17 protein-coding genes and 1 pseudogene are annotated in these 20,736 nt (G+C 67.8%); 8 read left to right on the top strand and 10 right to left on the bottom strand.

Features of this window, described 5'->3' with window-relative positions; translation table 11 throughout:
* Position 1 precedes the first annotated feature (1 nt).
* Both ACZYY4_RS11325 and mmpL3 read left to right on the top strand, forming a co-directional pair.
* On the top strand, positions 2–685 hold the full coding sequence (locus tag ACZYY4_RS11325) for an NYN domain-containing protein (protein WP_463810214.1): 684 nt from the start codon (positions 2–4) through the stop codon (positions 683–685).
* Positions 686–757: 72 nt separating this feature from the next.
* Entirely contained in the window at positions 758–3,640 is a 2,883-nt protein-coding gene (gene mmpL3, locus ACZYY4_RS11330; protein WP_463810084.1) for a trehalose monomycolate exporter MmpL3, read from the top strand.
* Here the strand turns inward: mmpL3 and ACZYY4_RS11335 are convergent.
* Positions 3,600–4,754: an AI-2E family transporter gene (locus ACZYY4_RS11335; protein WP_463810085.1), complete on the bottom strand. Its 1,155-nt coding sequence runs from the start codon at positions 4,752–4,754 to the stop codon at positions 3,600–3,602. The genes mmpL3 and ACZYY4_RS11335 overlap by 41 nt on opposite strands.
* A 78-nt stretch (positions 4,755–4,832) precedes the next feature.
* Between ACZYY4_RS11335 and ACZYY4_RS11340 the strand changes: the two genes are divergently transcribed.
* On the top strand, positions 4,833–6,056 hold the full coding sequence (locus tag ACZYY4_RS11340; protein ID WP_463810086.1) for a lysylphosphatidylglycerol synthase transmembrane domain-containing protein: 1,224 nt from the start codon (positions 4,833–4,835) through the stop codon (positions 6,054–6,056).
* A 16-nt stretch (positions 6,057–6,072) separates the two neighbouring features.
* On the opposite strand, the pseudogene ACZYY4_RS11345 reads toward ACZYY4_RS11340, so the two are convergent.
* Positions 6,073–6,606: pseudogene (locus ACZYY4_RS11345) on the bottom strand (hemophore); the annotation flags it as partial.
* A gap of 188 nt (positions 6,607–6,794) precedes the next feature.
* Here ACZYY4_RS11345 and ACZYY4_RS11350 point away from each other — a divergent pair.
* Both ACZYY4_RS11350 and ACZYY4_RS11355 read left to right on the top strand, forming a co-directional pair.
* Entirely contained in the window at positions 6,795–9,773 is a 2,979-nt protein-coding gene (locus ACZYY4_RS11350; protein WP_463810087.1) for an MMPL family transporter, read from the top strand.
* Complete coding sequence (locus tag ACZYY4_RS11355; RefSeq protein WP_463810088.1) at positions 9,770–10,264, top strand: XRE family transcriptional regulator; 495 nt, start codon at positions 9,770–9,772, stop codon at positions 10,262–10,264. The genes ACZYY4_RS11350 and ACZYY4_RS11355 overlap by 4 nt, the downstream gene beginning before the upstream one ends.
* A 19-nt stretch (positions 10,265–10,283) precedes the next feature.
* On the opposite strand, the gene ACZYY4_RS11360 is transcribed toward ACZYY4_RS11355, so the two are convergent.
* Together ACZYY4_RS11360 and ACZYY4_RS11365 are read right to left on the bottom strand one after the other, a co-directional pair.
* Complete coding sequence (locus ACZYY4_RS11360) at positions 10,284–10,997, bottom strand: hypothetical protein (protein ID WP_463810089.1); 714 nt, start codon at positions 10,995–10,997, stop codon at positions 10,284–10,286.
* Entirely contained in the window at positions 10,994–11,695 is a 702-nt protein-coding gene (locus ACZYY4_RS11365; protein ID WP_463810090.1) for a hypothetical protein, read from the bottom strand. The genes ACZYY4_RS11360 and ACZYY4_RS11365 overlap by 4 nt, the downstream gene beginning before the upstream one ends.
* Positions 11,696–11,747: 52 nt before the next feature.
* On the opposite strand from ACZYY4_RS11365, the gene ACZYY4_RS11370 reads away from it, so the two are divergent.
* Entirely contained in the window at positions 11,748–13,736 is a 1,989-nt protein-coding gene (locus ACZYY4_RS11370) for a M13 family metallopeptidase (RefSeq protein WP_463810091.1), read from the top strand.
* A gap of 36 nt (positions 13,737–13,772) precedes the next feature.
* Here the strand turns inward: ACZYY4_RS11370 and ACZYY4_RS11375 are convergent, their stop codons facing one another.
* From ACZYY4_RS11375 to ACZYY4_RS11390, 4 genes are all read right to left on the bottom strand, one after another.
* Positions 13,773–14,900: a L,D-transpeptidase gene (locus tag ACZYY4_RS11375; RefSeq protein ID WP_463810092.1), complete on the bottom strand. Its 1,128-nt coding sequence runs from the start codon at positions 14,898–14,900 to the stop codon at positions 13,773–13,775.
* A gap of 161 nt (positions 14,901–15,061) precedes the next feature.
* Entirely contained in the window at positions 15,062–16,282 is a 1,221-nt protein-coding gene (locus ACZYY4_RS11380; protein WP_463810093.1) for an MFS transporter, read from the bottom strand.
* Between the two features lie 78 nt (positions 16,283–16,360).
* Entirely contained in the window at positions 16,361–16,654 is a 294-nt protein-coding gene (gene ricR / locus ACZYY4_RS11385) for a copper-sensing transcriptional repressor RicR (protein ID WP_463810094.1), read from the bottom strand.
* Positions 16,651–17,232: a DUF305 domain-containing protein gene (locus tag ACZYY4_RS11390; RefSeq protein WP_463810095.1), complete on the bottom strand. Its 582-nt coding sequence runs from the start codon at positions 17,230–17,232 to the stop codon at positions 16,651–16,653. Before ACZYY4_RS11390 ends, ricR begins: the two co-directional genes overlap by 4 nt.
* Positions 17,233–17,309: 77 nt before the next feature.
* On the opposite strand from ACZYY4_RS11390, the gene ilvD reads away from it, so the two are divergent.
* On the top strand, positions 17,310–19,034 hold the full coding sequence (gene ilvD / locus ACZYY4_RS11395; protein WP_463810096.1) for a dihydroxy-acid dehydratase: 1,725 nt from the start codon (positions 17,310–17,312) through the stop codon (positions 19,032–19,034).
* Positions 19,035–19,178: 144 nt separating this feature from the next.
* Here ilvD and ACZYY4_RS11400 read toward each other — a convergent pair whose 3' ends face one another.
* Positions 19,179–19,625 carry an SPW repeat protein gene (locus ACZYY4_RS11400; RefSeq protein WP_463810097.1) on the bottom strand — a complete coding sequence of 149 codons (447 nt, stop codon included), beginning with the start codon at positions 19,623–19,625 and terminating at the stop codon, positions 19,179–19,181.
* Positions 19,626–19,753: 128 nt separating this feature from the next.
* A complete protein-coding gene (locus ACZYY4_RS11405; protein ID WP_463810098.1) occupies positions 19,754–20,413 on the bottom strand; it encodes an O-methyltransferase in 660 nt (219 codons plus the stop codon).
* A 120-nt stretch (positions 20,414–20,533) separates the two neighbouring features.
* Between ACZYY4_RS11405 and mymT the strand changes: the two genes are divergently transcribed.
* Positions 20,534–20,683, top strand: a complete 150-nt coding sequence (gene mymT / locus ACZYY4_RS11410; RefSeq protein ID WP_463810099.1) for a copper-binding metallothionein MymT — start codon at positions 20,534–20,536, stop codon at positions 20,681–20,683.
* Positions 20,684–20,736: the final 53 nt, after the last annotated feature.

The following is a 20,736-nucleotide window of genomic DNA, read 5'->3' on the forward strand; positions in this document are numbered from 1 at the left end:
CGTGGCGGAGGTCCCGGGCCGATCGACGGAAACCCCGGACGACCCGGCCGCCGACGGGGCGCCGGCCCGTCGGGTTCTGCTGGTGTGGGACGCCCCGAACCTGGACATGGGTCTGGGCGCGATCCTGGGCCGCCGCCCGACCGGGGTGGAGCGGCCCCGGTTCGACGCGTTGGGCCGCTGGCTGCTCAACCGGACCGCCGAGATCTCGGCGAATCACCCGCAGTGGTCGGTGGAGCCCGAGGCCACCGTGTTCACCAACATCGCGCCGGGCAGCGCCGACGTCGTCCGGCCGTGGGTGGAGGCGTTGCGTAACGTGGGTTTCGCGGTCTTCGCCAAGCCGAAGATCGACGAGGACAGCGACGTCGATTCCGACATGTTGGAACACATCGCCCTGCGGAAGGATCAGGGACTGGCGGCGGTGGCGGTGGCTTCCGCCGACGGACAGGCGTTCCGGGAGCCGCTGGAAGAACTGTGCCGGCTCGGCGTAACGGTCTCTGTGCTCGGATTTCGCGAACATGCCAGCTGGGCGCTAGCCTCGGATACCTTGGAGTTTGTCGACCTGGAAGACATTCCTGGTGTGTTCCGGGAGCGGCTGCCGCGGATCAGCCTGGATTCGCTGCCGGAGCAAGGGGCGTGGTTGCAGCCGTTCCGGCCGCTGAGCTCACTGCTGGCCTCGCGCGAGTAACAACTGGACAGCTTGAACAGGGACGCGCGGGTCCAAAAGATGTCTCAACAGACTTTAGTGAGGAGCGTATAGGTGTTCGCCTGGTGGGGTCGAACTGTATACCGCTACCGGTTCATCGTAATCGGCGTGATGGTGGCGCTCTGCTTGGGCGGTGGGGTCTACGGCATGAGTCTGGGCGACCACGTCACCCAGAGTGGCTTCTACGACGACGGCAGTCAGTCGGTCCAGGCATCGGTCCTCGGTGACGAGGTATACGGCCGGGACCGCACCAGCCACGTGGTGGCGGTCTTCACCGCCCCGAAGGGCGAGACCGTCGACGATAAACAGTGGTTCAACGGGATCAAAGACGGACTGAACAAGGTCAAGGCCGATCATCCAGACCAGGTCCTGAGCTGGGTCGGTTACTTCACCAATCCCGAAGCACTGGCCAACATGGCCGACCCGGAAAAGAAGCACGCGTTCGCGTCGATCCAGATCAAGGGCGACGACGACGACACCATCCTCAAGAACTTCCAGGCTGCCGAGCCCAGCTTGCAGAAGCTCGACGGCGGCACAGTCGAACTCGGCGGTCTGCAGCCGATCGCCAGCGCACTGACCGGGACCATTGCCAGCGACCAGCAGCGCATGGAGGTGCTCGCACTTCCGCTGGTGGCGGTGGTGCTGTTCTTCGTGTTCGGAGGGGTGATCGCCGCCAGCCTGCCGGTGATCGTCGGTGGTTTGAGTATCGCCGGGGCGACGGGCATCCTGCAGCTCACCACCCACTTCGGGCCGGTGCACTTCTTCGCCCAACCGGTGGTCTCGCTGATCGGCCTGGGTATCGCGATCGACTACGGGCTGTTCGTGGTGAGCCGGTTCCGCGAAGAGATCGCCGAGGGCTACGACACCGAGGCGGCGGTCCGGCGCTCGGTGATGACCGCTGGGCGCACGGTGGTGTTCTCGGCGGTGCTGATCATCGTCTCGTGCGCCAGCCTGCTGGTGCTGCCGCAGGGCTTCGTGCACTCGTTGACCTACGCGTTCTTCGCCGCAGTGGGGCTCGCGGCCCTGCTGTCGATCACCCTGCTGCCCGCCATCCTGGGCGTGCTGGGCACCAACGTCGACGCCCTCGGGGTCCGCACCCTCTACCGCATTCCGTTCTTGCGGGACTGGGAGTTCTCGAACCGGATCATCGGCTGGTTCGCGGAGAAGACCCAGAAGACCAAGACGCGCGAAGAAGTCGAGGCCGGCTTCTGGGGCAAGCTCGTCAACTTCGTGATGCAGCGACCGTTGGCGTTTGCGATCCCGATCGTGGTCGCGATGATCCTGCTGATCATCCCGCTGGGGAAATTGTCGTTCGGCGGGATGAGCGAGAAGTACCTGCCGCCGGACAACACCGCCCGGGTGGCACAGGAGCAGTTCGACGAGATTTTCCCCGGCTTCCGCACCGAGAAGCTGACCCTGGTGATCCAGAACACTGCCGACAAACCGGTCTCCGATCAGCAGGTCGCCGACATCCGCAACCGTGCCATGGCGATCAGCGGATTCGTCGAGCCGGACGACGACCCGGCCGAGATGTGGAAGGAGCGTCCATATCTGCCCGGAGCGTCCAAGGACAACTCGGTGCGGGTGATCGAGAACGGCTTGATCAACCGCAACGACGCGGCTCAGAAGATCAAGGCGCTGCGTGCCATGAGCGCACCCAAGGGCCTCACCGTGCTGGTCGGCGGTACCCCTGCGCTCGAGCAGGACAGCATCCACGCGATGGTCGACAAAGGGCCGCTGATGCTGGTGATCCTGCTGACCGCCACCACACTGCTGATGTTCCTGGCGTTCGGCTCACTGGTGCTGCCATTGAAGGCGGCGGTGATGAGCGCACTCACCATCGGGGCGACGATGGGCATTCTCACCTGGATGTTCGTCGACGGGCACGGCGCCGGGCTGCTGAACTTCACTCCGACACCACTGATGGTGGTGGTGATCGCACTGGTCGTCGCGGTGGGCTGGGGTCTGGCCACCGACTACGAGGTGTTCCTGGTCTCCCGGATGGTGGAGGCCCGGGAATCCGGGATGTCCACCACCGAGGCGATCCGGATCGGTACGGCGACCACCGGCCGACTGATCACCGCGGCCGCGCTGATCCTCGCGGTCGTCGCCGCGTCGTTCGTCTTCTCCGACCTGGTGATGATGAAGTACCTGGCGTTCGGTCTGATGGCCGCGCTGCTGCTGGACGCCACCGTGATCCGGATGTTCCTGGTGCCGTCGGTGATGAAGCTGCTCGGCGACGATTGCTGGTGGGCGCCGCGCTGGATGAAGCGTCTCCAGAACCGGATCGGGCTGGGCGAGATCCGGCTGCCCGATGAACGACGGAAGGTGACCCGCCGATTCGCGGCCGCCGCGGCCGCGCCGACTCCGGCCGGTGCCGCCGCCCTGCGCCCGACCCACGACCCCACTCACCCGGCTCCGGGCGGGTCCGTCCAGCCCCGCTCTGCGGCCACCGAACAATTGCCGACCCGGCCGGTGACCGGCAACCCGTCGAGCGCCCGGACCAGCCGGATCAACGCCGGTCCCCCTGAGGCCCCGACCACCCGCTTCTCCGCGGCCGAGGCCGTGACCGAGCGGGTGGAGGCACCCAGCAAAGACTCCCCAGGCCCGGACGCGCCCGATCGCGAGATCGAGTCATGGCTCGGCGAACTGCGCGGCGGGCGTGGTGTGGCGTCGTCGCGGCGGGGCGGACCGGACGCCCCGGCGTCCCAGCCCGCCGAGAACGCCGAGAACGCCCCCACCACCGCCATCCCGGTTCAGGGTTCCCAAGGCACCCCCCCGAGTCCGCCCGACCCGGACAACCCGGTGACCGAGAAGTTCGCCGCTCCCAGTGACAAGGGCGACAAGGGCGATAAGGCCGGCGACAATCCGCAGCGCCGCGGTGCTGCCGGTGGTCTCAGTGCTGCGGAGCTGCTGCGTCGGGAGGGTCGGTACTGATCGTCACGGCCGGTGGGTCTGACGAGGCGGTATCTGACAAACCGTCGTCGGACAAGCTGTCGTCCGACGAGCCGACCAGTACCCGCACCGCCCGGTCGATGAAGGCGATCAACGGGACGGCCAGCAGCGCGCCGACAATGCCGGCCAGAATTCCTCCGGTGGAGATCCCCAGCACCACCGCCAGCGGGTGGATCGAGACCGCGCGACCCATCACCAACGGCTGCAGCACATGGGCTTCCAGTTGGTTGACCGCGATGATCAGGCCCAAGGTGACCAACCCGTAGATCCAGCCCTTGGCTATCAGTGCGACGAGCACCGCCAGCAGTCCGGTGAGCACCGCACCGACCAACGGGATGAAGGCTCCCAGGAAAACCAGGGAAGCCAGCGGCAGCGCCAACGGCACGGCCATGATTACCAGACCGACACCGATTCCGACGGCGTCGACCAGCGCCACCAGGAAGGTGGCCCGGATGTAGCCGATCAGCGATTCGAAGCCCGCGACGCCGGCCACGTGCACCTTGGCCCGCACGCTGCTGGGGAAGAACTTGACGGTGAACTGCCAGATATTGCGGCCACCGTAGAGGAAGAAGATCAGCGTGAACAGCACGACGAACGCGCCGGTGAAGATTTTGGTGATGATCTCGGCCGTCGACAGCGCGCCGCTGGTCAGCTTGGCCTGGTTGTTGCGCAGTCCGTTGACCACCGTGTCGCCGGCGCTGTCAATCTGATCCCTGCTCAGGTGCAGCGGGCCTTCGATCAGCCACCGCTGGGTCGAGTTGACCACCTGGGTGACCTGCTCCACCAGCCCGGGCACACCGTCGATGAACTGGTCGACCACGAAGCTCAGCAGTCCGGCGAGCACCGCCACCCCACCGAGCAGCAACAGGAACACCGCTAGGCCGCGCGGCACGCCGCGCCGGTCCAGCCAGTCCACGCCGGGCAGCAGCAACGCCGACATCATCATTGCCAGCGCCACCGGGACGACGATCACCTCGAGCCGCCGGGCGATCAGCAACACCACCAGCGCCGCGGCGAACAACACCAGCAGACGCCAGGCCCACGCCGCCGCCTTGCGCACGGTCGGATGTACGGATTCGTCTGCGCTGGCTGACATTCCGGTAGCGTAACGATGCCGCAGCGGGACCACATCGAGTACCCGAATATCGATGTTGCGCGGCTAACCTTTGATTTCGTGTCCCACGACGTAATCGGTGTCCCGCCCCGGGCCCCGCAACGTCCTTCCGGTGCCTACCGGTGGGTGCGTCCGGTGATCTTCGGTCTGGTCGCGGTAGTGCTGACCGTCGAGGTCGTGCTGGTGCGAGAGCAGCTTGCCACCGCGTGGGGCAGCCTGTGGCGCGCCGACGGACGCTGGTTGTTCGGCGCGGTCCTGGCGGCGGCGGCGTCCATGCACAGCTTCGCCCAGATCCAGCGCACCCTGCTGGGCTCGGCCGGGGTGCACGTCACCCAGTGGCGTTCCGAGGCCGCCTTTTACGCCGCCAACTCGCTGAGCACCACGCTGCCCGGCGGGCCGGTCCTGTCGACGACCTTCCTGTACCGGCAACAGCGGCGCTGGGGAGCTTCGCCGGTGGTGGCGTCGTGGCAGCTGGTGATGTCAGGGGTGCTGCAGGCCGTGGGGCTGGTGCTGCTGGGGCTGGGTGGCGCGTTTCTGCTCGGTGCGCGCAGCAATCCGTTCTCCCTGCTGTTCACCCTCGGCGGCTTCGTCGCGCTGCTGCTGCTGGCCCAGGCAGTCGCGTCGCGGCCGGAGTTGATCGACGGTATCGGCGTCCGCGTGCTCTCCTGCGCCAACTCGCTGCGCGATAAGCCCGCCGACACCGGGCTGGCGACCTGGCGCCGAATGCTGGAACAACTCGAGTCGGTCAGCCTGGGGCGCCGGGATCTGTCGACGGCATTCGGCTGGTCATTGTTCAACTGGGTCGCCGACGTCGCCTGCCTGGCGTGCGCGGCCTATGCAGCCGGCGGGCGGGCGTCGGTGGCCGGGTTGACGGTCGCCTATGCCGCCGCCCGTGCCGCGGGAACAATCCCGCTGATGCCGGGCGGGCTGCTGGTCGTCGAGGCCGTGTTGGTGCCAGGCCTGGTTTCCAGCGGCTTGAGCTGGCCGGACGCCATCTCCGCGGTGTTGGTCTACCGGATGATCAGCTGGCTGCTCGTCGGCGCCGTCGGCTGGGTGGTGTTCTTCTTCGCCTTCCGCACCGAGAACACGGCCGGCTGCGACAGCGCGGGTTGCGCTACCCCCGCTAGCGAACCGCCACCGGCTGAGTCACGGCCCCGGCGGGAGGCCCACTCACCGGCAGGCCTCCGCTCGACAGACCGCCGGGCAGGCCGCCGGGCAGGCCACCGGGCAGACCGCCCTGGGCCTGTGCGGCCTGCAGCAGCCCGAGCACCTGCGGCAGGCTGACCGCCAGCTTGCACTGGTCGTTCACCTCCGTCACCGGCGCGGTGATCTTGGCCAGGTCGTCGCCGACCTTCGGGTTGGCGTCGAAGTAGCTCTTGAGATTCGCCAGCGTCTGCGGTCCGGGTTGCTGCTGCAGTGCCCCCGTGAGCACCTGGTTGGTGTCCGGGTGTGAGTCGAGGTAGTCGCCGGTCGAGGTGACCGCCTTGCCCACCGTGCGGGCCAGCTCGCTGGCCACGCAGGGATCCTTGGACGCGGTTGCCGACGGCGCCGACGGGACCGCCAGCAGGGCAACGGTGACCGCACCTCCCACGGCGGTGGCGATCGCGACGCCGGTCAGGCTGCGCCGCAGAGCGGCACGGGTGGTGTTCACGAATTCTCCTAACGACTGGCGAGATTCCCGGTCGGTTCCGCCACATTGCGGAGACACTCGGGTGTTTTGGTATGACGGGAGGTCTCCCGGCAGCAGCCGCACGATCCGACGGTGCCGTCGTCGCCGGATCTCTTGCTCGCGGAACTGCACCGCTCGCCGAATCCGGCGGGACCCGTGCGTCATCCTGTCAGCATCCGCTGACCGTCGCCACCCGAGCGCACGTCAGCCTGGTCACAGTGCGGTTCCCGGACGGCATCAGAGCAGCTCAGGGGCGGCGAGAAACCGACAGCGCGACAGCTCGCTGCGGTAGGCTCGCAGCACGCGACGCACCGGTGCGGGCGAGAGCGGGGAGAGTCGAAATCCAGCAGTTCATGATGCGCTTCAGCAGCAACCTGCGCAGATTCCGCTGGGTGGTCTTCACAGGGTGGCTACTGGCTGTCATTCCCGCGCTCTACCTGGCCGCCACCCAGTCCGGTCACCTCACCGGCGGGGGCTTCGAGGTCGAGGGATCGCAGTCGCTGCACGTGCAGTATCAACTCGAGGATCACTTCCCCGACCAGGGCGCGTCGCCGCTGGCCCTGGTGGCCGCACCTCGCGCCGACGCCACCTACCAGGACATGCAGCACGCGGTCGCCTTGCTGCAGCGCGTCGGCGGCGAGGCGTCCAACGTCACGGTGATTCCCGACAAGACCCAGCCGCCGCCGCGGCCCGACCGGCCTTATGTGGTGTCACTGCGGGTGGACTTCAACAACACCGGGGCGGTCGACGTCGCCAAGAAGCTGCGGACCAAGCTGGGGGTGGCAGGCGAGCAACCCGGCCGGATCGAGAACGGCTCGGTGAACCTGTACGTGATCGGGCAGGGCGCGCTGGGCGCCGCGGCATCGGCGAAGACCAAGCAGGACATCGCGGCGGCCGAACAGTGGAACATGCCGATCGTGCTGATCGTGTTGCTGGCGGTGTTCGGCTCCCTGGCGGCCGCCGCCATCCCGCTGGCGCTCGGGATCGGCACGGTGATCGTCACCATGGGGCTGGTCTATCTGCTGTCGATGTTCACCGCGATGTCGGTGTTCGTCACATCGACGGTGTCGATGTTCGGGATCGCGCTGGCTATCGACTACTCGCTTTTCATCCTGATGCGCTACCGCGAAGAACTGCGGGCCGGCCGCCAGCCGCAGGAGGCCGTCGACGCGGCGATGGCGACGTCCGGGCTGGCAGTGGTGCTGTCCGGACTGACTGTGGTGGCCTCGCTGACCGGAATTTATCTGATCAATACCCCGGTGCTGGTGTCGATGGCCACCGGGGCGATCTTGTCCGTCTCGGTCGCGGTGCTGGCAGCGGTCAGCCTCACCCCGGTGGTGCTGGCGGTGTTCGGCCGCCCGGTCGCCAAGCGGTCTGCCCTGTTGCACTGGTCGCGCAGTCCGCAGACCGCGCACTCACGGTTCTGGACCCGTTGGACGGCTTGGGTGATGCGCCGCCCGTGGGTGTCGGCACTGCTGGCCGCCGGATTCCTGCTGACGCTCGCGGCGCCGGCGCTGTGGCTGGAGCAGGGCAACAGCATGCTGCGTCAGTTCGATTCCTCCCACGAGATCCGGGGCGGGGTGGCCGCGGCGGCCCAAGCCCTCGGCCCGGGCGCGCTGGGGCCGGTCCGGGTGCTGGTCTCCATCCCCGGCGCGAACGCGTCGGGGCCCTCGCACGCCGAGACGTTCGCGGCGGTCCGCGAGGCGATGACGCAGGCCCCCAACATCGTCTCGGTATCGCCCCCGGTCTTCGGCAATGACGACAGCAGTGGGCTGCTGTCTGCGGTGCTGTCGGTCGATCCCGAGGATATGGCCGCGCGCGAGACCATCGACTGGATGCGCGAACACCTGCCGGCGGCGGCCGGTTCGCCGTCGGTACGGGTGGATGTCGGCGGGCCGACCGCGTTGATCAAGGACTTCGACGACCGGGTCGCGGCAGCCGAACCGCTGGTGCTGGTGTTCGTCGCGGTGATCGCGTTCCTGATGCTGTTGATCTCGATCCAGTCGGTGTTCCTGGCGTTCAAAGGCGTCGTGATGACGGTGCTGTCGGTGGCGGCCGCCTACGGAAGCCTGGTGGCGGTGTTCCAGTGGGGATGGCTGGAACGGCTCGGGTTCGCGGCCACCGGTTCGATCGACAGCTTCATCCCGCCGATCGTGCTGGCCATGACGTTCGGCCTGTCGATGGACTACGAGATCTTCCTGTTGACCCGGATCCGGGAGCGTTTCCTGCAGTCCGGCAACACCCATGACGCCGTCGCCCATGGCGTCAGCACCAGTGCGCGCACCATCACGAGCGCCGCGCTGATCATGATCGCGGTGTTCATCGGATTCGCGTTCGCCGGGATGCCGCTGGTCGCCGAACTCGGAGTGGCCTGCGCGGTGGCGATCGCGGTGGACGCCACCGTGGTGCGGCTGGTGCTGGTGCCGGCGCTGATGGCGATGTTCGACGAGTGGAACTGGTGGCTGCCGCGCTGGCTGGCTCGGATCCTGCCGTCGGTGGACTTCGAGAAACCGCTGCCCACAGTAGATCTGGGCGACGTCGTGGTGATCCCCGATGACATCTCCGCACTGATCACCCCCAGCGCGGACCTTCGGGTGGTGGTGAAGTCGGCGGCCCGGCTCAAAAACCTGGTTCCCGACGCCGTCTGCGTCGGCGACCCCTTGGCGCTGCGCGGGTGCGGGCATGCCGAGCTCGCCACGGTGGCGCTGCCGGTCGGCGCGGCCGCGGCACCGGCCGGCAGCAACGTGGTGGGCCACGCGCTGGCCAAACTCGCCGGCGGCTGGCCGTCTCGTACCGGTAGCGGCAGGGCGCTGCCGAAGGCGGTGCGGCCCGTGCACCCGGTCACCGTGTGGCGGCGCCGGCTCGCGGTGGCACTCGACGCGCTGGAAACCGAGGCCTGGGCGGCCAATGAGATCGGACTCGAAGGTCCGGCGTTGACCCGGCGCCGCCCGATGGAGACCGCCGCCGTACAGCTGCCGACCGGCGACCGGCTGCAGATCCCCACCTGCGCCGAGACGCTGCGCCTCAAGGGGTACCTGCTGATGTCGCGCAACAGCCGCCGGGACTACGCGGAACTCGCCGAGCTCGTCGACGTACTCGACCCGGAAACCGTTGCGGAGGCACTCGGCGGGATCGACAAGTACTACGCTGGGCAACCAGCCGAACGACAATGGATGGCCACGCAGCTGGTCTGTCGGCTCGCCGACCCGGAGCCCGCCGAGCGCGAGGAAGACGACTCCGGTGACGGTGCGCCCCGAGCGGGCACAGACTGGGAACGGGTCCGCGAACGCTGCCTGGCGGTTGCGGTGTCGATGCTGGAGGAGGCGAGGTGACGTTGGCCGCGGACCGACGCCGTGCATCGCAGCCGCTCAGGGCCGGTTCAAGGCCCGGCAACACCGACCGGCCGGTGGAGTTCTGGCCGACGTCCGCCATTCGTGCGGCACTGCAGACCGGCGACATCGCCACCTGGCAGCTCATCGTGGTGGCACTCAAGCGCGACCCGTACGGGCGCACTGCACGCCAGGTCGAAGAGGTGCTGGAAGGCACCGAACCCTACGGCATCTCCAAGGCGCTGTCGGAGGTGCTGGCCCGCGCCCGGGCCCACCTGGAGGCCAACGAACGCGCCGAGGTCGGCCGCCACGTGCGGGTGTTGATAGCGCGGTCGGGCCTGAGCCAGCAGGAGTTCTGTTCCCGGGTCGGGGTGCCCGCCGATGCTCTGAGTGAATACCTCGACGGCACCGTCAGTCCACCTGCCTCGCTGATGATCCGGATGCGCCGACTGTCGGACCGGTTCGTCAAGATGCACAGCCCGCGGCACACCTGACGTCATCTGACGCTGCGCGTCAGCGAGCGTGGATCGGTGACATCTCCAGAACCATCCACTGGTCGCCGCGCTTGGTCAGTGTCACCCGCACCGGCACCACAGCCTGCTTGACCTGCTGGTTCGCCACGGACTGAACGCTGCGCAGCACAACCGCCACCCGAGCTGCCGACGGCCCGAGCGCCTCGACGCCGGCACTGAGTGTCTCGGCGTCGACCGCGATGTTGCGGTTGGCCATCTCGGTGGCGGTCCGGCCGATGCTCTCCCGGAAGGCGTTGACCCGGTCGGGGACCATGAAAGCCGCGGCCTTCTCGATCGATGCGTCCGGGTTGGCCGGGGACACCGTCGCCGCGGCCTGGGCCATGGCGACAGCGGTCTTGACCACCTCACCGGAGTCCGCTTCCAGGGCACGGTCGGGCTTCGTCCAGTCCAGGTAGCCGAACACCGCCGGGACGACCAGCGCCGTGGCGGCCAGGGCGACCACACCCAGTCGCAGGCCGGGACGATCGTTGTCGGTGCCGACCGTGACGGCATCGCGACGCAGCAGCAGGAAGTTCACCACCATGCCCTCGACGATTAGCAGCACCAGCACCGAGCACACCGACACCCACCACAGCGGCCACTCCCACACCAGCCCGAGCAGCAGCAGGCCGGCGATCGCGGCCAGCGGGGCGACAATGTCGAAGGTCAGTACTCGCCACAGCGTCCGCGACTTCAGCAGTCCCAGCTTGTTCATCGAATCGACCTCAATCGGGAAATCATCAAGTGCCCGTCGACGTCGCTGACGTCGAGGTGCAGCGCCCAGTGCACGGTCTGCGGCCGACCGCCGACGTTCTCGGCGATCGAGGTGGCGATCACCATCACCGGGTCGGTGCGCCCGGGACTCGTCGGCTCGTCGGTGGTGGCGGCCGGGTCGTCGAGGTTGTGGCGTTCCATCTCGATGGCGACCGCCTCGATCCGGCCGCTGCTGCGCGACTGGATCTTCTGCACGACGTCCCGGTACGGCGCCAACGCGGCGTCGAACTCGCTGTTGAGTTCGCCGACCGTCTTGTCGCGCAGCCGCGCCATTCCCTTCTCGACGTTCTCGGCGTTCAGGTTGATCAGCACGCTGGTCCAACTCGCGGCGGTCTGCAGCACCCGGCTGCGGTAGCCGCGCTCGTTGACGTCGTCACGGTGCACGTTCCAGGTGATCAGACCGAACACCAAGGCGGCGACCGCGACCAGTCCGAGGAACGCCGACACCAGTCCGTAGCTGGAGAAGATCCCGCCCGAAGCCGGAGAGACCACCGCAGCCGGCTTACCGTGGGCGCTTTTTCTGGCCGCTGACTTCTCGGGCTTCTCGTCGTCCTTCTGCACCTCGACGGCGGTCTCGCCGGGATCACCGATGTCGTCGTCCGCTTCAGTGGAGATGTCGGGCTGCTCCTCGTCAGGCATGGCGGTGACGCTACAGGACAGCTGTACGGTTCGCCGTGAAAGGATGGGCCCGATGACCTCACCAGCCACCCGTTCCGGCCTCGATCTCAGCCATCTCGACGGCGCTGTCCGCCCGCAGGACGACCTGTTCGGTCATGTCAACGGCCGCTGGCTCGACGGCTACGAGATGCCGCCGGACCGCGCCACCGACGGAGCGTTCCGCGCGCTGTTCGACCGAGCCGAGATCCAGGTGCGTGACCTGCTCACCGAAGCCGCCCGCGAGTCTTCGGAGGCGGCCGGCACCGATGAGCGGCGGATCGGCGATCTGTACGCCAGCTTCCTCGACGAGCAGACCGTGCAAGCCCGCGGGGTGGAGCCGCTGCTGGCGGAGCTGTCCACGATCGACAGCACCGGTGACCGCGACGCCCTCGCGCAGGTACTGGGTGCCCTGCAACGCTCCGGGGTCGGCGGCGGCGTCGGCCTGTATGTGGACACCGATTCAAAGGACTCGAGCCGGTACTTGCTGCACCTGACCCAGTCGGGTCTCGGCCTGCCGGACGAGTCCTACTATCGCGACGAACAGCACGCCGAGATCCTGGCCGCCTACCCGGGCCACATCGCCACGATGTTCGCGCTGGTCTACGGCGGAGAGCCGGGCGGGTACGCCGCGGTCGCGGCCCGCATCGTCGCGCTGGAGACGGCACTGGCGGGTGCGCACTGGGATGTGGTGAAACGCCGCGACGCCGATCTGACCTACAACCTGCGCACCTTCGCCGGGCTGCCGGACGAGGCACCCGGTTTCGACTGGACGGCCTGGGTCAGTGCCCTCGGCGTCTCCGGTGACGTCGCTGCGGAACTGGTGGTGCGCCAACCGGACTATCTGACGGCCTTCGCCGCGCTGTGGGAGTCCGCGGAGCTGGCCGACTGGCAGGACTGGGCGCGGTGGCGGCTTATTCACGGCCGCGCCGGAATCCTGACCGATGCGCTGATCGCCGAGGACTTCGAGTTCTACGGGCGCCGGCTGTCCGGCACCGAACAGATCCGGGACCGGTGGAAGCGCGGTGTCTCCCTGGTGGAGTCGATGATGGGCGACGCCGTCGGGAAGCTGTATGTGGCACGGCATTTCCCGCCGGATGCCAAAGATCGCATCGATGCGCTGGTGGCGAATCTGCGGGAGGCCTACCGGGTGAGCATCACCGGCCTGGACTGGATGACCCCGGCGACCCGGGAGCGGGCGCTGGCCAAGCTGGACAAGTTCACCGCCAAGGTCGGCTATCCGGCCACGTGGCGCGACTATTCGGGCCTGGTCACCGATCGCGCCGACCTGTACGGGAACTTCCTGCGCGGCTATGCGGTCAACTACCACCGTGAACTGGCGAAGCTGGGTCAGGAGGTGGATCGCGAAGAATGGTTCATGACACCGCAGACGGTCAACGCCTACTACAACCCGGGGATGAACGAGATCGTCTTTCCCGCCGCGATCCTGCAGCCGCCGTTCTTCGATCCCGACGCCGACGACGCGGCCAACTACGGCGGCATCGGTGCGGTGATCGGCCACGAGATCGGCCACGGCTTCGACGACCAGGGCGCCAAGTACGACGGCGACGGGAACCTGATCGACTGGTGGACCGATGCCGACCGCAGCGAATTCGGTTTCCGCACCGACGCGTTGATCGCTCAGTACGAGGCCTACGTGCCGCGTGCGTTGGCCGCCGACCGGCATGTGAACGGGGCGTTCACCGTCGGGGAGAACATCGGCGACCTCGGCGGGCTTTCGATCGCCCTGCTCGCCTACCGGTTGTCGCTGGGCGGCGCCGAGGCACCGGTGATCGACGGCCTGACCGGCACCCAGCGCGTCTTCTACGGCTGGGCGCAGGTGTGGCGTACGAAATCCCGTGATGCCGAAGCGATCCGGCGTCTGGCGACCGATCCGCATTCACCGCCGGAGTTCCGCTGCAACGGAGTGATCCGCAACATCGACGCGTTCTACGACGCCTTCGGTGTGGCGCAAGACGACGCGCTGTATCTGGAGCCCGCGCAGCGGGTCCGCATCTGGAACTAGGGGTCGCCTTCCCCTGGCGAGCAGTGGCCTACGGCCCTACATCTGCCAGTCTTGGGCGCCGTCGTTCTTGGTGTAGCTACCGATGGAGTTCTTCACCACGACCGGGTCGCCGCTGCCGAAGTTGTCGTAGAACCACTTGGCGTTGGCCGGGCTCAGGTTGATGCAGCCGTGGCTGACGTTGCGCTTGCCCTGATCATTGACCGACCAGGGGGCGCTGTGCACGAAGCCGCCGCTGTTGTCGATGCGAACCGCGTCCTGCACCGTCACCTTGTAGCCGTAGGTGGAGTTGATCGGGACCCCGTAGGTGGAGGAGTCCATCACCACCGTGGGGAACTTCTCCAGCACATAGTAGGTGCCGTTGGGGGTCTCGTGCCCGCCGCTGGACATGCCCATCGACATCGGGAAGGTCTTCTCCACCTTGCCATCACGGGTGATCGTCATCTGGTGCGTCTTGTCATCGGCGGTGGCCACCAAGGAGTCGCCGGTGCGGAAGGTCGACTTCGTGCCGGCCGCGTCGATGTTGACGGTGGTGTGGGCGGGCCAGAAGTTGAACGGACGCCACCGCACCTGGCTGGGGGTCATCCAGTAGAACTTGCCCGGCACCGGCGGGCTCGACGAGATGTGGATGGCCTGTTCGGCCATCGCCTTGTCCGCGATCGGCCGCTGGAAGTTGATGATGATCGGCTTGGCGACGCCCACCATCGAAGCGTTCAGCGGATTGAAGGACGGCGGAAGGAACGGCGGCGTTCCGGTGAACGGCTCCGGGTTCTGCCCGACGGCTGGACCCGACGCGACCGGCTGTGTCGCATCGGGCGGCGCTGCGCCCGGCGGCGGCGGAGGCACCGGCTCGCCCGCCAACGGCGGCAACGGCTCACCCGGGACCGGCGGTGCGGGCTCCGGCGGGGGCGGGAACGCCATTGGGTCTGCCGGTGGCGGGTCTGCCGGTGGCGGAAGCGGAGGCCCCGGGAAGGGGTCCGGCGGGGGCGGCAACTCCCCCGGTGGCGGCGGTGCGGCCGGATCAACCGGGCCGGCATCCACCGCCGCCGGATCCCCGGGCTGCTGCGGCGGGTCGGCCAGCGCCGCTCCGCAGCCCAGCGTGAGCACCGCGGCCATTCCCGCGGTGGACAGCCAGGCTCCGATCCCCGCGAGCTTCCATCCCGACATGCGTATACCTCCGGTCGCAATCTTGGCTTCAAGTGTGGCACAGGACGACCGCCAGCTAACTCGCACGGCGAGCGGAAAACACCCCAAAATGACGCCTTACGCGTCAATGAGCTGCGGCTTCAGTGGCCCACGTAGTGGCGAACGTTACCGCGCCCAGCACATCAGGGAACAACGAATAGGCGTTTGCTGGCCGCTATCCCCACCGCGGCGATGCCCACCAGCACCGCCGATGCACTCAACATCGCCGACGTTCCGGCCCGTTCGAACAGCAGGCCCCCGGCCAGCGATCCCCCGGTTATGCCGACCTGGAACGCCGTCACGTACAGACCCGACGCGCCGTCGGGGTCGTCCGGCGCGGTGCGCATCGCCGCGGACTGCAGCATCGGCGACACCGCCATCGCCATCGCACCCCACAAAACGATCGCCGCTGCCCCCACCACCGTCGTGGCGGTCGTGTGGTGCCCACCGATCGACAAGGCGGCCAGCACGACGAAAGCCGCCGACAGCGCGGCCATGCAGCTACCGGTGATCGCCTTGGGCCGGTGGTCCACCGGTCGGGCCAGCAGCGGCATCGCGATCAGGCCGGCCGCCCCGAACGCCGCCAGTAGCCAGGCCAGCCGGGCCCCCGGCACGCCGACCACGTCACCGATGATCACGGCGATGAAGGTGTAGGAGATGAAGTGGCCGGTGACGGCGATCAGCATCACCGTGCTCACGCCCAGTAGTCGTCCGTTGCGGTGGTGATGCCGCCCGACCAGCGCCAGTTGGTCGGTGCTGAGCACCAGTGCGGGCAGCGCGACGCGGGCCGCCAGGGTGATGGCCGCCGCCGCCACGGTGATGACCACAACGGCCAGCCGCCAGCCCCAGAGCAGGCTCATGGCCGACGTCAGCGGGATACCGACGACCAGTGCGAGGCTGGTGCCCACATAAATCGCCGTGGTCGCGCGGCCGGAATGGCTGGGCGGGACCAACCGGGTGGCGATGGGCGCCAGTACCGACCACATCAGGCCGTGGGTGACGGCGCACAGCGCACGGCCGCCGGCCAGCACGGCGAAGTTCGGCGCCATCGCGGAGATCACCTGCGAGGCGGTCAGACAGACCAGGGTGATCAGCAGCACCCGGCGGCGCGGCCAACAGGCGGTCCAGCGCACCAGCGGAATCGTCGTCGCCGCCGCCACCACCGCGTACCAGGCCAGCAGGGTCCCGACCAGCGCTTCGCTGACGCCCAGGCCCTCTGAGATCGCAGGCAGCGCCCCGACCGGCAGGATCTCAGCGGTCGCGTAGATGAACGCGGCGGCCGCCAGGATCGCCAACTGCGAGGTGGTCCGCGGCGTCCAGGGCGTCAGGGGCCCGCTTCGGGTATTTCCAGTTTCGACAGTCATGGTGTGGAGGCAGCGTCGAGTGGTGTTGGCGCATCGCGCTCCCGGTAACTGCTGGATCACATGGTAACGGCGCGTGGGTCAGGAACGAACCAACCGCGCGATAGCGGCCGACGCTTCGGTGAGTTTCGCGTCGGCCTCCTCGCCGCCGGACGTGACGGCCCCGCTGACGCAGTGCACGAGATGCTCGTCGAGCAGGTTCAGCGCCACCGAGCGCAACGCACTGTTGACCGCGCTGATCTGGGTGAGGACGTCGATGCAGTACTTGTCCTCGTCGATCATCTTGGCGATGCCCCGCACCTGTCCCTCGATGCGTCGCATCCGTTTGGCGTAGTTGTCTTTCCGCGGGGAGTACCCGGGGGCATCGGTGGTCATAGCGTCCCCAACTGTTGGTTCATCTGATCTATCTCGGTCTGCTGCCGCGAAGCCAAGGACTGCGCGATGCTGATGGCCTCCGGGCTCTGGCCGTGTTCGATCTCGTTGTGCGCCATCGTGATCGCGCCACGGTGATGCTCGATCATCGACTGCAGCCAAAGCTTCTCGAATGCCGGGCCGTGCAAGCCCCGCAGTTTTTCCATGGTGGCCTGATCGACCATGCCGGGGATGGCGCGTTGGCCCGGGGCCCCGTCGTGCTCGCCCGAATCGGCGCTGGGCGCCTCCCACTGCAGCAGTTGCGCCTGACAGCCCTGCAGTTCGGTTCGCTGCTGCGCGGCGATATGGTCGGCGAGCGCCAACAGCGCCGGATCGGTGCTCTGCCCGGGCACCATGGTCGTCATCTCCAGCGCCTGCTGATGGTGGACGACCATGTTCTCCAGGAAAGTGACGTCCTCGGGGCTGCCGGTGTTGGTCATCGCCGAACTGCTCGACGCCTGGGGTTCCGGAGCCGTGCGGTGACAGGCGCCCGCAGCGATGCTGACGACGAGCGCGAGGACGACGGCGAGGACTGATCTCATGCGCTCACTCTAGCGCATACCCCCGCGGGGTATTTAATTCGTTTTGCCCGGTCACCCCCTACCGGCATACTTAACGGGTGAATTCTGGGAGCACCCACGCCGCCGGGGCGTCCGTCGACATCAAACCGCGCAGCCGTGACGTCACCGACGGCCTGGAACGGACCGCCGCCCGCGGCATGCTGAGGGCGGTAGGCATGGGCGACGACGACTTCGCCAAGTCCCAGATCGGGGTGGCGTCGTCGTGGAACGAGATCACCCCGTGCAACCTGTCGCTGGACCGGTTGGCCAAGGCCGCCAAGGAAGGTGTCTTCGAAGCCGGTGGCTACCCGCTGGAGTTCGGCACCATCTCGGTCTCCGACGGCATCTCGATGGGCCATGAGGGCATGCACTTCTCGCTGGTCAGCCGCGAGGTGATTGCCGACAGCGTCGAGACCGTGATGTGCGCCGAACGACTCGACGGCTCGGTGCTGCTGGCCGGCTGCGACAAGTCGCTGCCCGGGATGCTGATGGCCGCGGCCCGCCTGGATCTGGCATCGGTCTTCCTCTATGCGGGCTCCACCATGCCGGGCTACGCCCAACTCTCCGACGGCACCGAGCGTGAGGTGACGATCATCGACGCCTTCGAGGCGGTCGGTGCCTGTTCCCGCGGGCTGATGAGCCGCGAGGACGTCGACATCATCGAACGCTCCATCTGTCCCGGCGAAGGCGCCTGCGGCGGCATGTACACCGCCAACACCATGGCCAGCGCCGCCGAAGCGCTGGGCATGTCGCTGCCGGGCAGCGCCTCGCCGCCGTCGGCCGATCGGCGCCGGGACGGTTACGCCCGGCGCAGCGGCCAGGCCGTGGTGGAGTTGCTGCGTCGCGGTATCACCGCCCGCGACATCCTGACCAAGGACGCGTTCGAGAACGCGATCGCAGTGGTGATGGCGTTCGGCGGGTCCACCAACGCGGTGCTGCACCTGCTGGCGATCGCTCATGAGGCCGAGGTGGACCTGACCCTGGCCGACTTCTCCCGGGTCGGCGCGAAGGTGCCGCATCTGGCCGACGTGAAGCCGTTCGGCCAGCACGTGATGTTCGACATCGACAAGATCGGCGGTGTGCCGGTCATGTTGAAAACCCTGTTGGACGCCGGCCTTTTACACGGCGACTGCCTGACCGTCACCGGAAAGACGATGGCGGAGAACATCGCTGACCTCAATCCCCCGGTCGTGGACGGCAAGGTGCTGCACGCGCTGACCAACCCCATCCACCCGACCGGCGGCATCACCATCCTGCACGGCTCGCTGGCTCCAGAGGGCGCGGTAGTCAAGTCGGCGGGCTTCGACAGCGACGTGTTCGAAGGCACCGCACGGGTTTTCGACGGCGAGCGGGCAGCACTGGATGCCCTCGAAGACGGAACGATCAGCGCGGGCGACGCCGTGGTGATCCGCTACGAGGGCCCCAAGGGCGGCCCCGGGATGCGCGAGATGCTGGCGATCACCGGCGCGATCAAGGGCGCCGGACTCGGCAAAGACGTGCTGCTGCTGACCGACGGCCGGTTCTCCGGCGGCACCACCGGGCTCTGCGTCGGCCACATCGCACCCGAGGCGGTGGACGGCGGGCCGGTGGCGTTCCTGCGTGACGGGGACAGGATCCGGCTCGACGTCGCCAATGCGACGCTGGACGTGCTGGTGGACAACACCGCCGAATTCGCCGCCCGCGCCGAGGGTTTCATTCCTCCACCGCCGCGCTATACCACCGGCGTGCTGGCCAAGTACCGCAAGCTGGTCGGTTCCGCCGCTGTCGGCGCCGTCTGCGGGTAACACGACGCCCGAGCCGGGCGTGAGGTGTTCGTTCGGAGATCGTGACGGCGCTTTAACGGCGGCGATCATCGCGGCTAGCGCAGCGCTGCGCTGGGTTGACCGGCCGGCGAGCATCCCCGTCGGCCGGCCAGCCACCTACCGGCGTCACGACGCGTGCGTGGCCGCGTCGTGACGGGCGCGCATACCGAAGTACGCGGCGATCAGGCCCAGGGCGGTCAACACCGCACCGGCAACCACGTTCGACCAGGCCATGCCGGGCGTCGGTGACACACCCCGCAGGATCCACGGGGAAACGATGAACCACACGCCGAGGACCGGCAGGGTCCACGCCAAGCCGTGGGTGCGGTCCAGCGCCGAGGCCAAACCGCACGCCAGGAAGGCGACCACTGCCCCGATGATGAAATTGTTGAAAGCCAGCCGGGACGTGCCCTCGAATCCGACGATCCACGGCGACAAGGCCGCATAGACCGCCGTCAACAACGTCATCCCGAAGGTGACTTGTGCCGCCACCGACTCGGCCGCTCTGTCATAAGTCGCCCGAAGAGCTAACAGATCCGGATGATGTTCGATTGATGAATGGACTGTACTCATTTCGCAACCTTTCCGTTATGCAGCAGGCATTTTGCTGCCGACTGCACCCACCCATCTGATGAAAGGCTACGCTCGCCAGCGATCGGTCAGCAACGGAAAATCTGGCTGGCCGGAGAGCCCGACCTCGGCTACTGCACCACGGCGAACGCGAAGCCGTCCCAGCCCTTGGCCCCGACGGTCTGAATCGCCGCGGCCTGCAGTCCAGGGTGGGAGCCCATCAGTTCCAGCACATCCCGGCTGCCGCGCGCCGTCACATCGTCGGGCCCCGGATCCAGGATTGCGCCTTCACGAATCACGTTGTCCACCACAATGACTGATCCGGGGCGGCACAGCTGCACCGCCCAGTTCAGGTAACCGACATTGTTCTCCTTGTCGGCGTCGATGAACACCAGATCGAACGGCTCGCCGGTCAATGTCGGCAGGGTGTCAAGCGCAGCGCCGACCAACACCTGCACCCGATCACCCACGCCGGCCCGGTCCAGGTTGGCCCGGGCGACCTCGGCGTGCTTGGGCTCGTACTCCAGCGTCACCACCGCACCCTCGGGCCCGGCCGCCCGCGCCAGCCAGATCGTGCTGTAGCCACCCAGGGTTCCGATCTCCAGAATGCGGGTGGCTCCGGTCGCGGCGGCCAGCAGGCTCAAGAACTTGCCCTGCTGCCGGGAGACCGCGATGGCCGGCAGCCCGGCCGCATCACTGGCGGCCAGCGCAGCCTCTAGTTCCGGGTCATGAGCGGTAAAAATGCGGTCCAGCAGGGTGTCGACGTCGCGGGGCGCGGGGGCTTCGGTCACCCAGCCGAGGCTACGCGCGAACACGAATTCGACCACCACAAGGTCTTTACCCTATACCCCTATGGGGTATATAGTGAGTCGGACCGGCGCCCGCCGGGATGCAACAGAAAGGTGCGACTCATGACCAACTACGAAGCGGGAACTGTGCTGACATGCGGCCACGAAGGGTGCGGATGTCGCGTTCGCATCGAGGCACCATGCCACTGCTCAGGAGCCGGCGAGGCCTACCGCTGCACCTGCGGTGACGAGCTGGTCGCCGTCAGCAGTTGACGAGGGACGCCGGTGACGCACGGCCTCGACCGTTGTGCGTCACCGGCCCGCTC

It is taken from the genome of Mycobacterium sp. IDUB_21 (genome assembly GCF_055419425.1).

Coding starts and splice junctions, on each gene's coding strand:
- ACZYY4_RS11335 (WP_463810085.1), bottom strand. CDS start 4,754: ATGTCAGCCAGCGCAGACGAATCCGTACATCCGACCGTGCGCAAGGCG.
- ACZYY4_RS11350 (WP_463810087.1), top strand. CDS start 6,795: ATGATGCGCTTCAGCAGCAACCTGCGCAGATTCCGCTGGGTGGTCTTC.
- ACZYY4_RS11360 (WP_463810089.1), bottom strand. CDS start 10,997: ATGAACAAGCTGGGACTGCTGAAGTCGCGGACGCTGTGGCGAGTACTG.
- ACZYY4_RS11365 (WP_463810090.1), bottom strand. CDS start 11,695: ATGCCTGACGAGGAGCAGCCCGACATCTCCACTGAAGCGGACGACGAC.
- ACZYY4_RS11370 (WP_463810091.1), top strand. CDS start 11,748: ATGACCTCACCAGCCACCCGTTCCGGCCTCGATCTCAGCCATCTCGAC.
- ACZYY4_RS11375 (WP_463810092.1), bottom strand. CDS start 14,900: ATGTCGGGATGGAAGCTCGCGGGGATCGGAGCCTGGCTGTCCACCGCG.
- ACZYY4_RS11380 (WP_463810093.1), bottom strand. CDS start 16,282: ATGACTGTCGAAACTGGAAATACCCGAAGCGGGCCCCTGACGCCCTGG.
- ricR (WP_463810094.1), bottom strand. CDS start 16,654: ATGACCACCGATGCCCCCGGGTACTCCCCGCGGAAAGACAACTACGCC.
- ACZYY4_RS11390 (WP_463810095.1), bottom strand. CDS start 17,232: ATGAGATCAGTCCTCGCCGTCGTCCTCGCGCTCGTCGTCAGCATCGCT.
- ACZYY4_RS11400 (WP_463810097.1), bottom strand. CDS start 19,625: ATGAGTACAGTCCATTCATCAATCGAACATCATCCGGATCTGTTAGCT.
- mymT (WP_463810099.1), top strand. CDS start 20,534: ATGACCAACTACGAAGCGGGAACTGTGCTGACATGCGGCCACGAAGGG.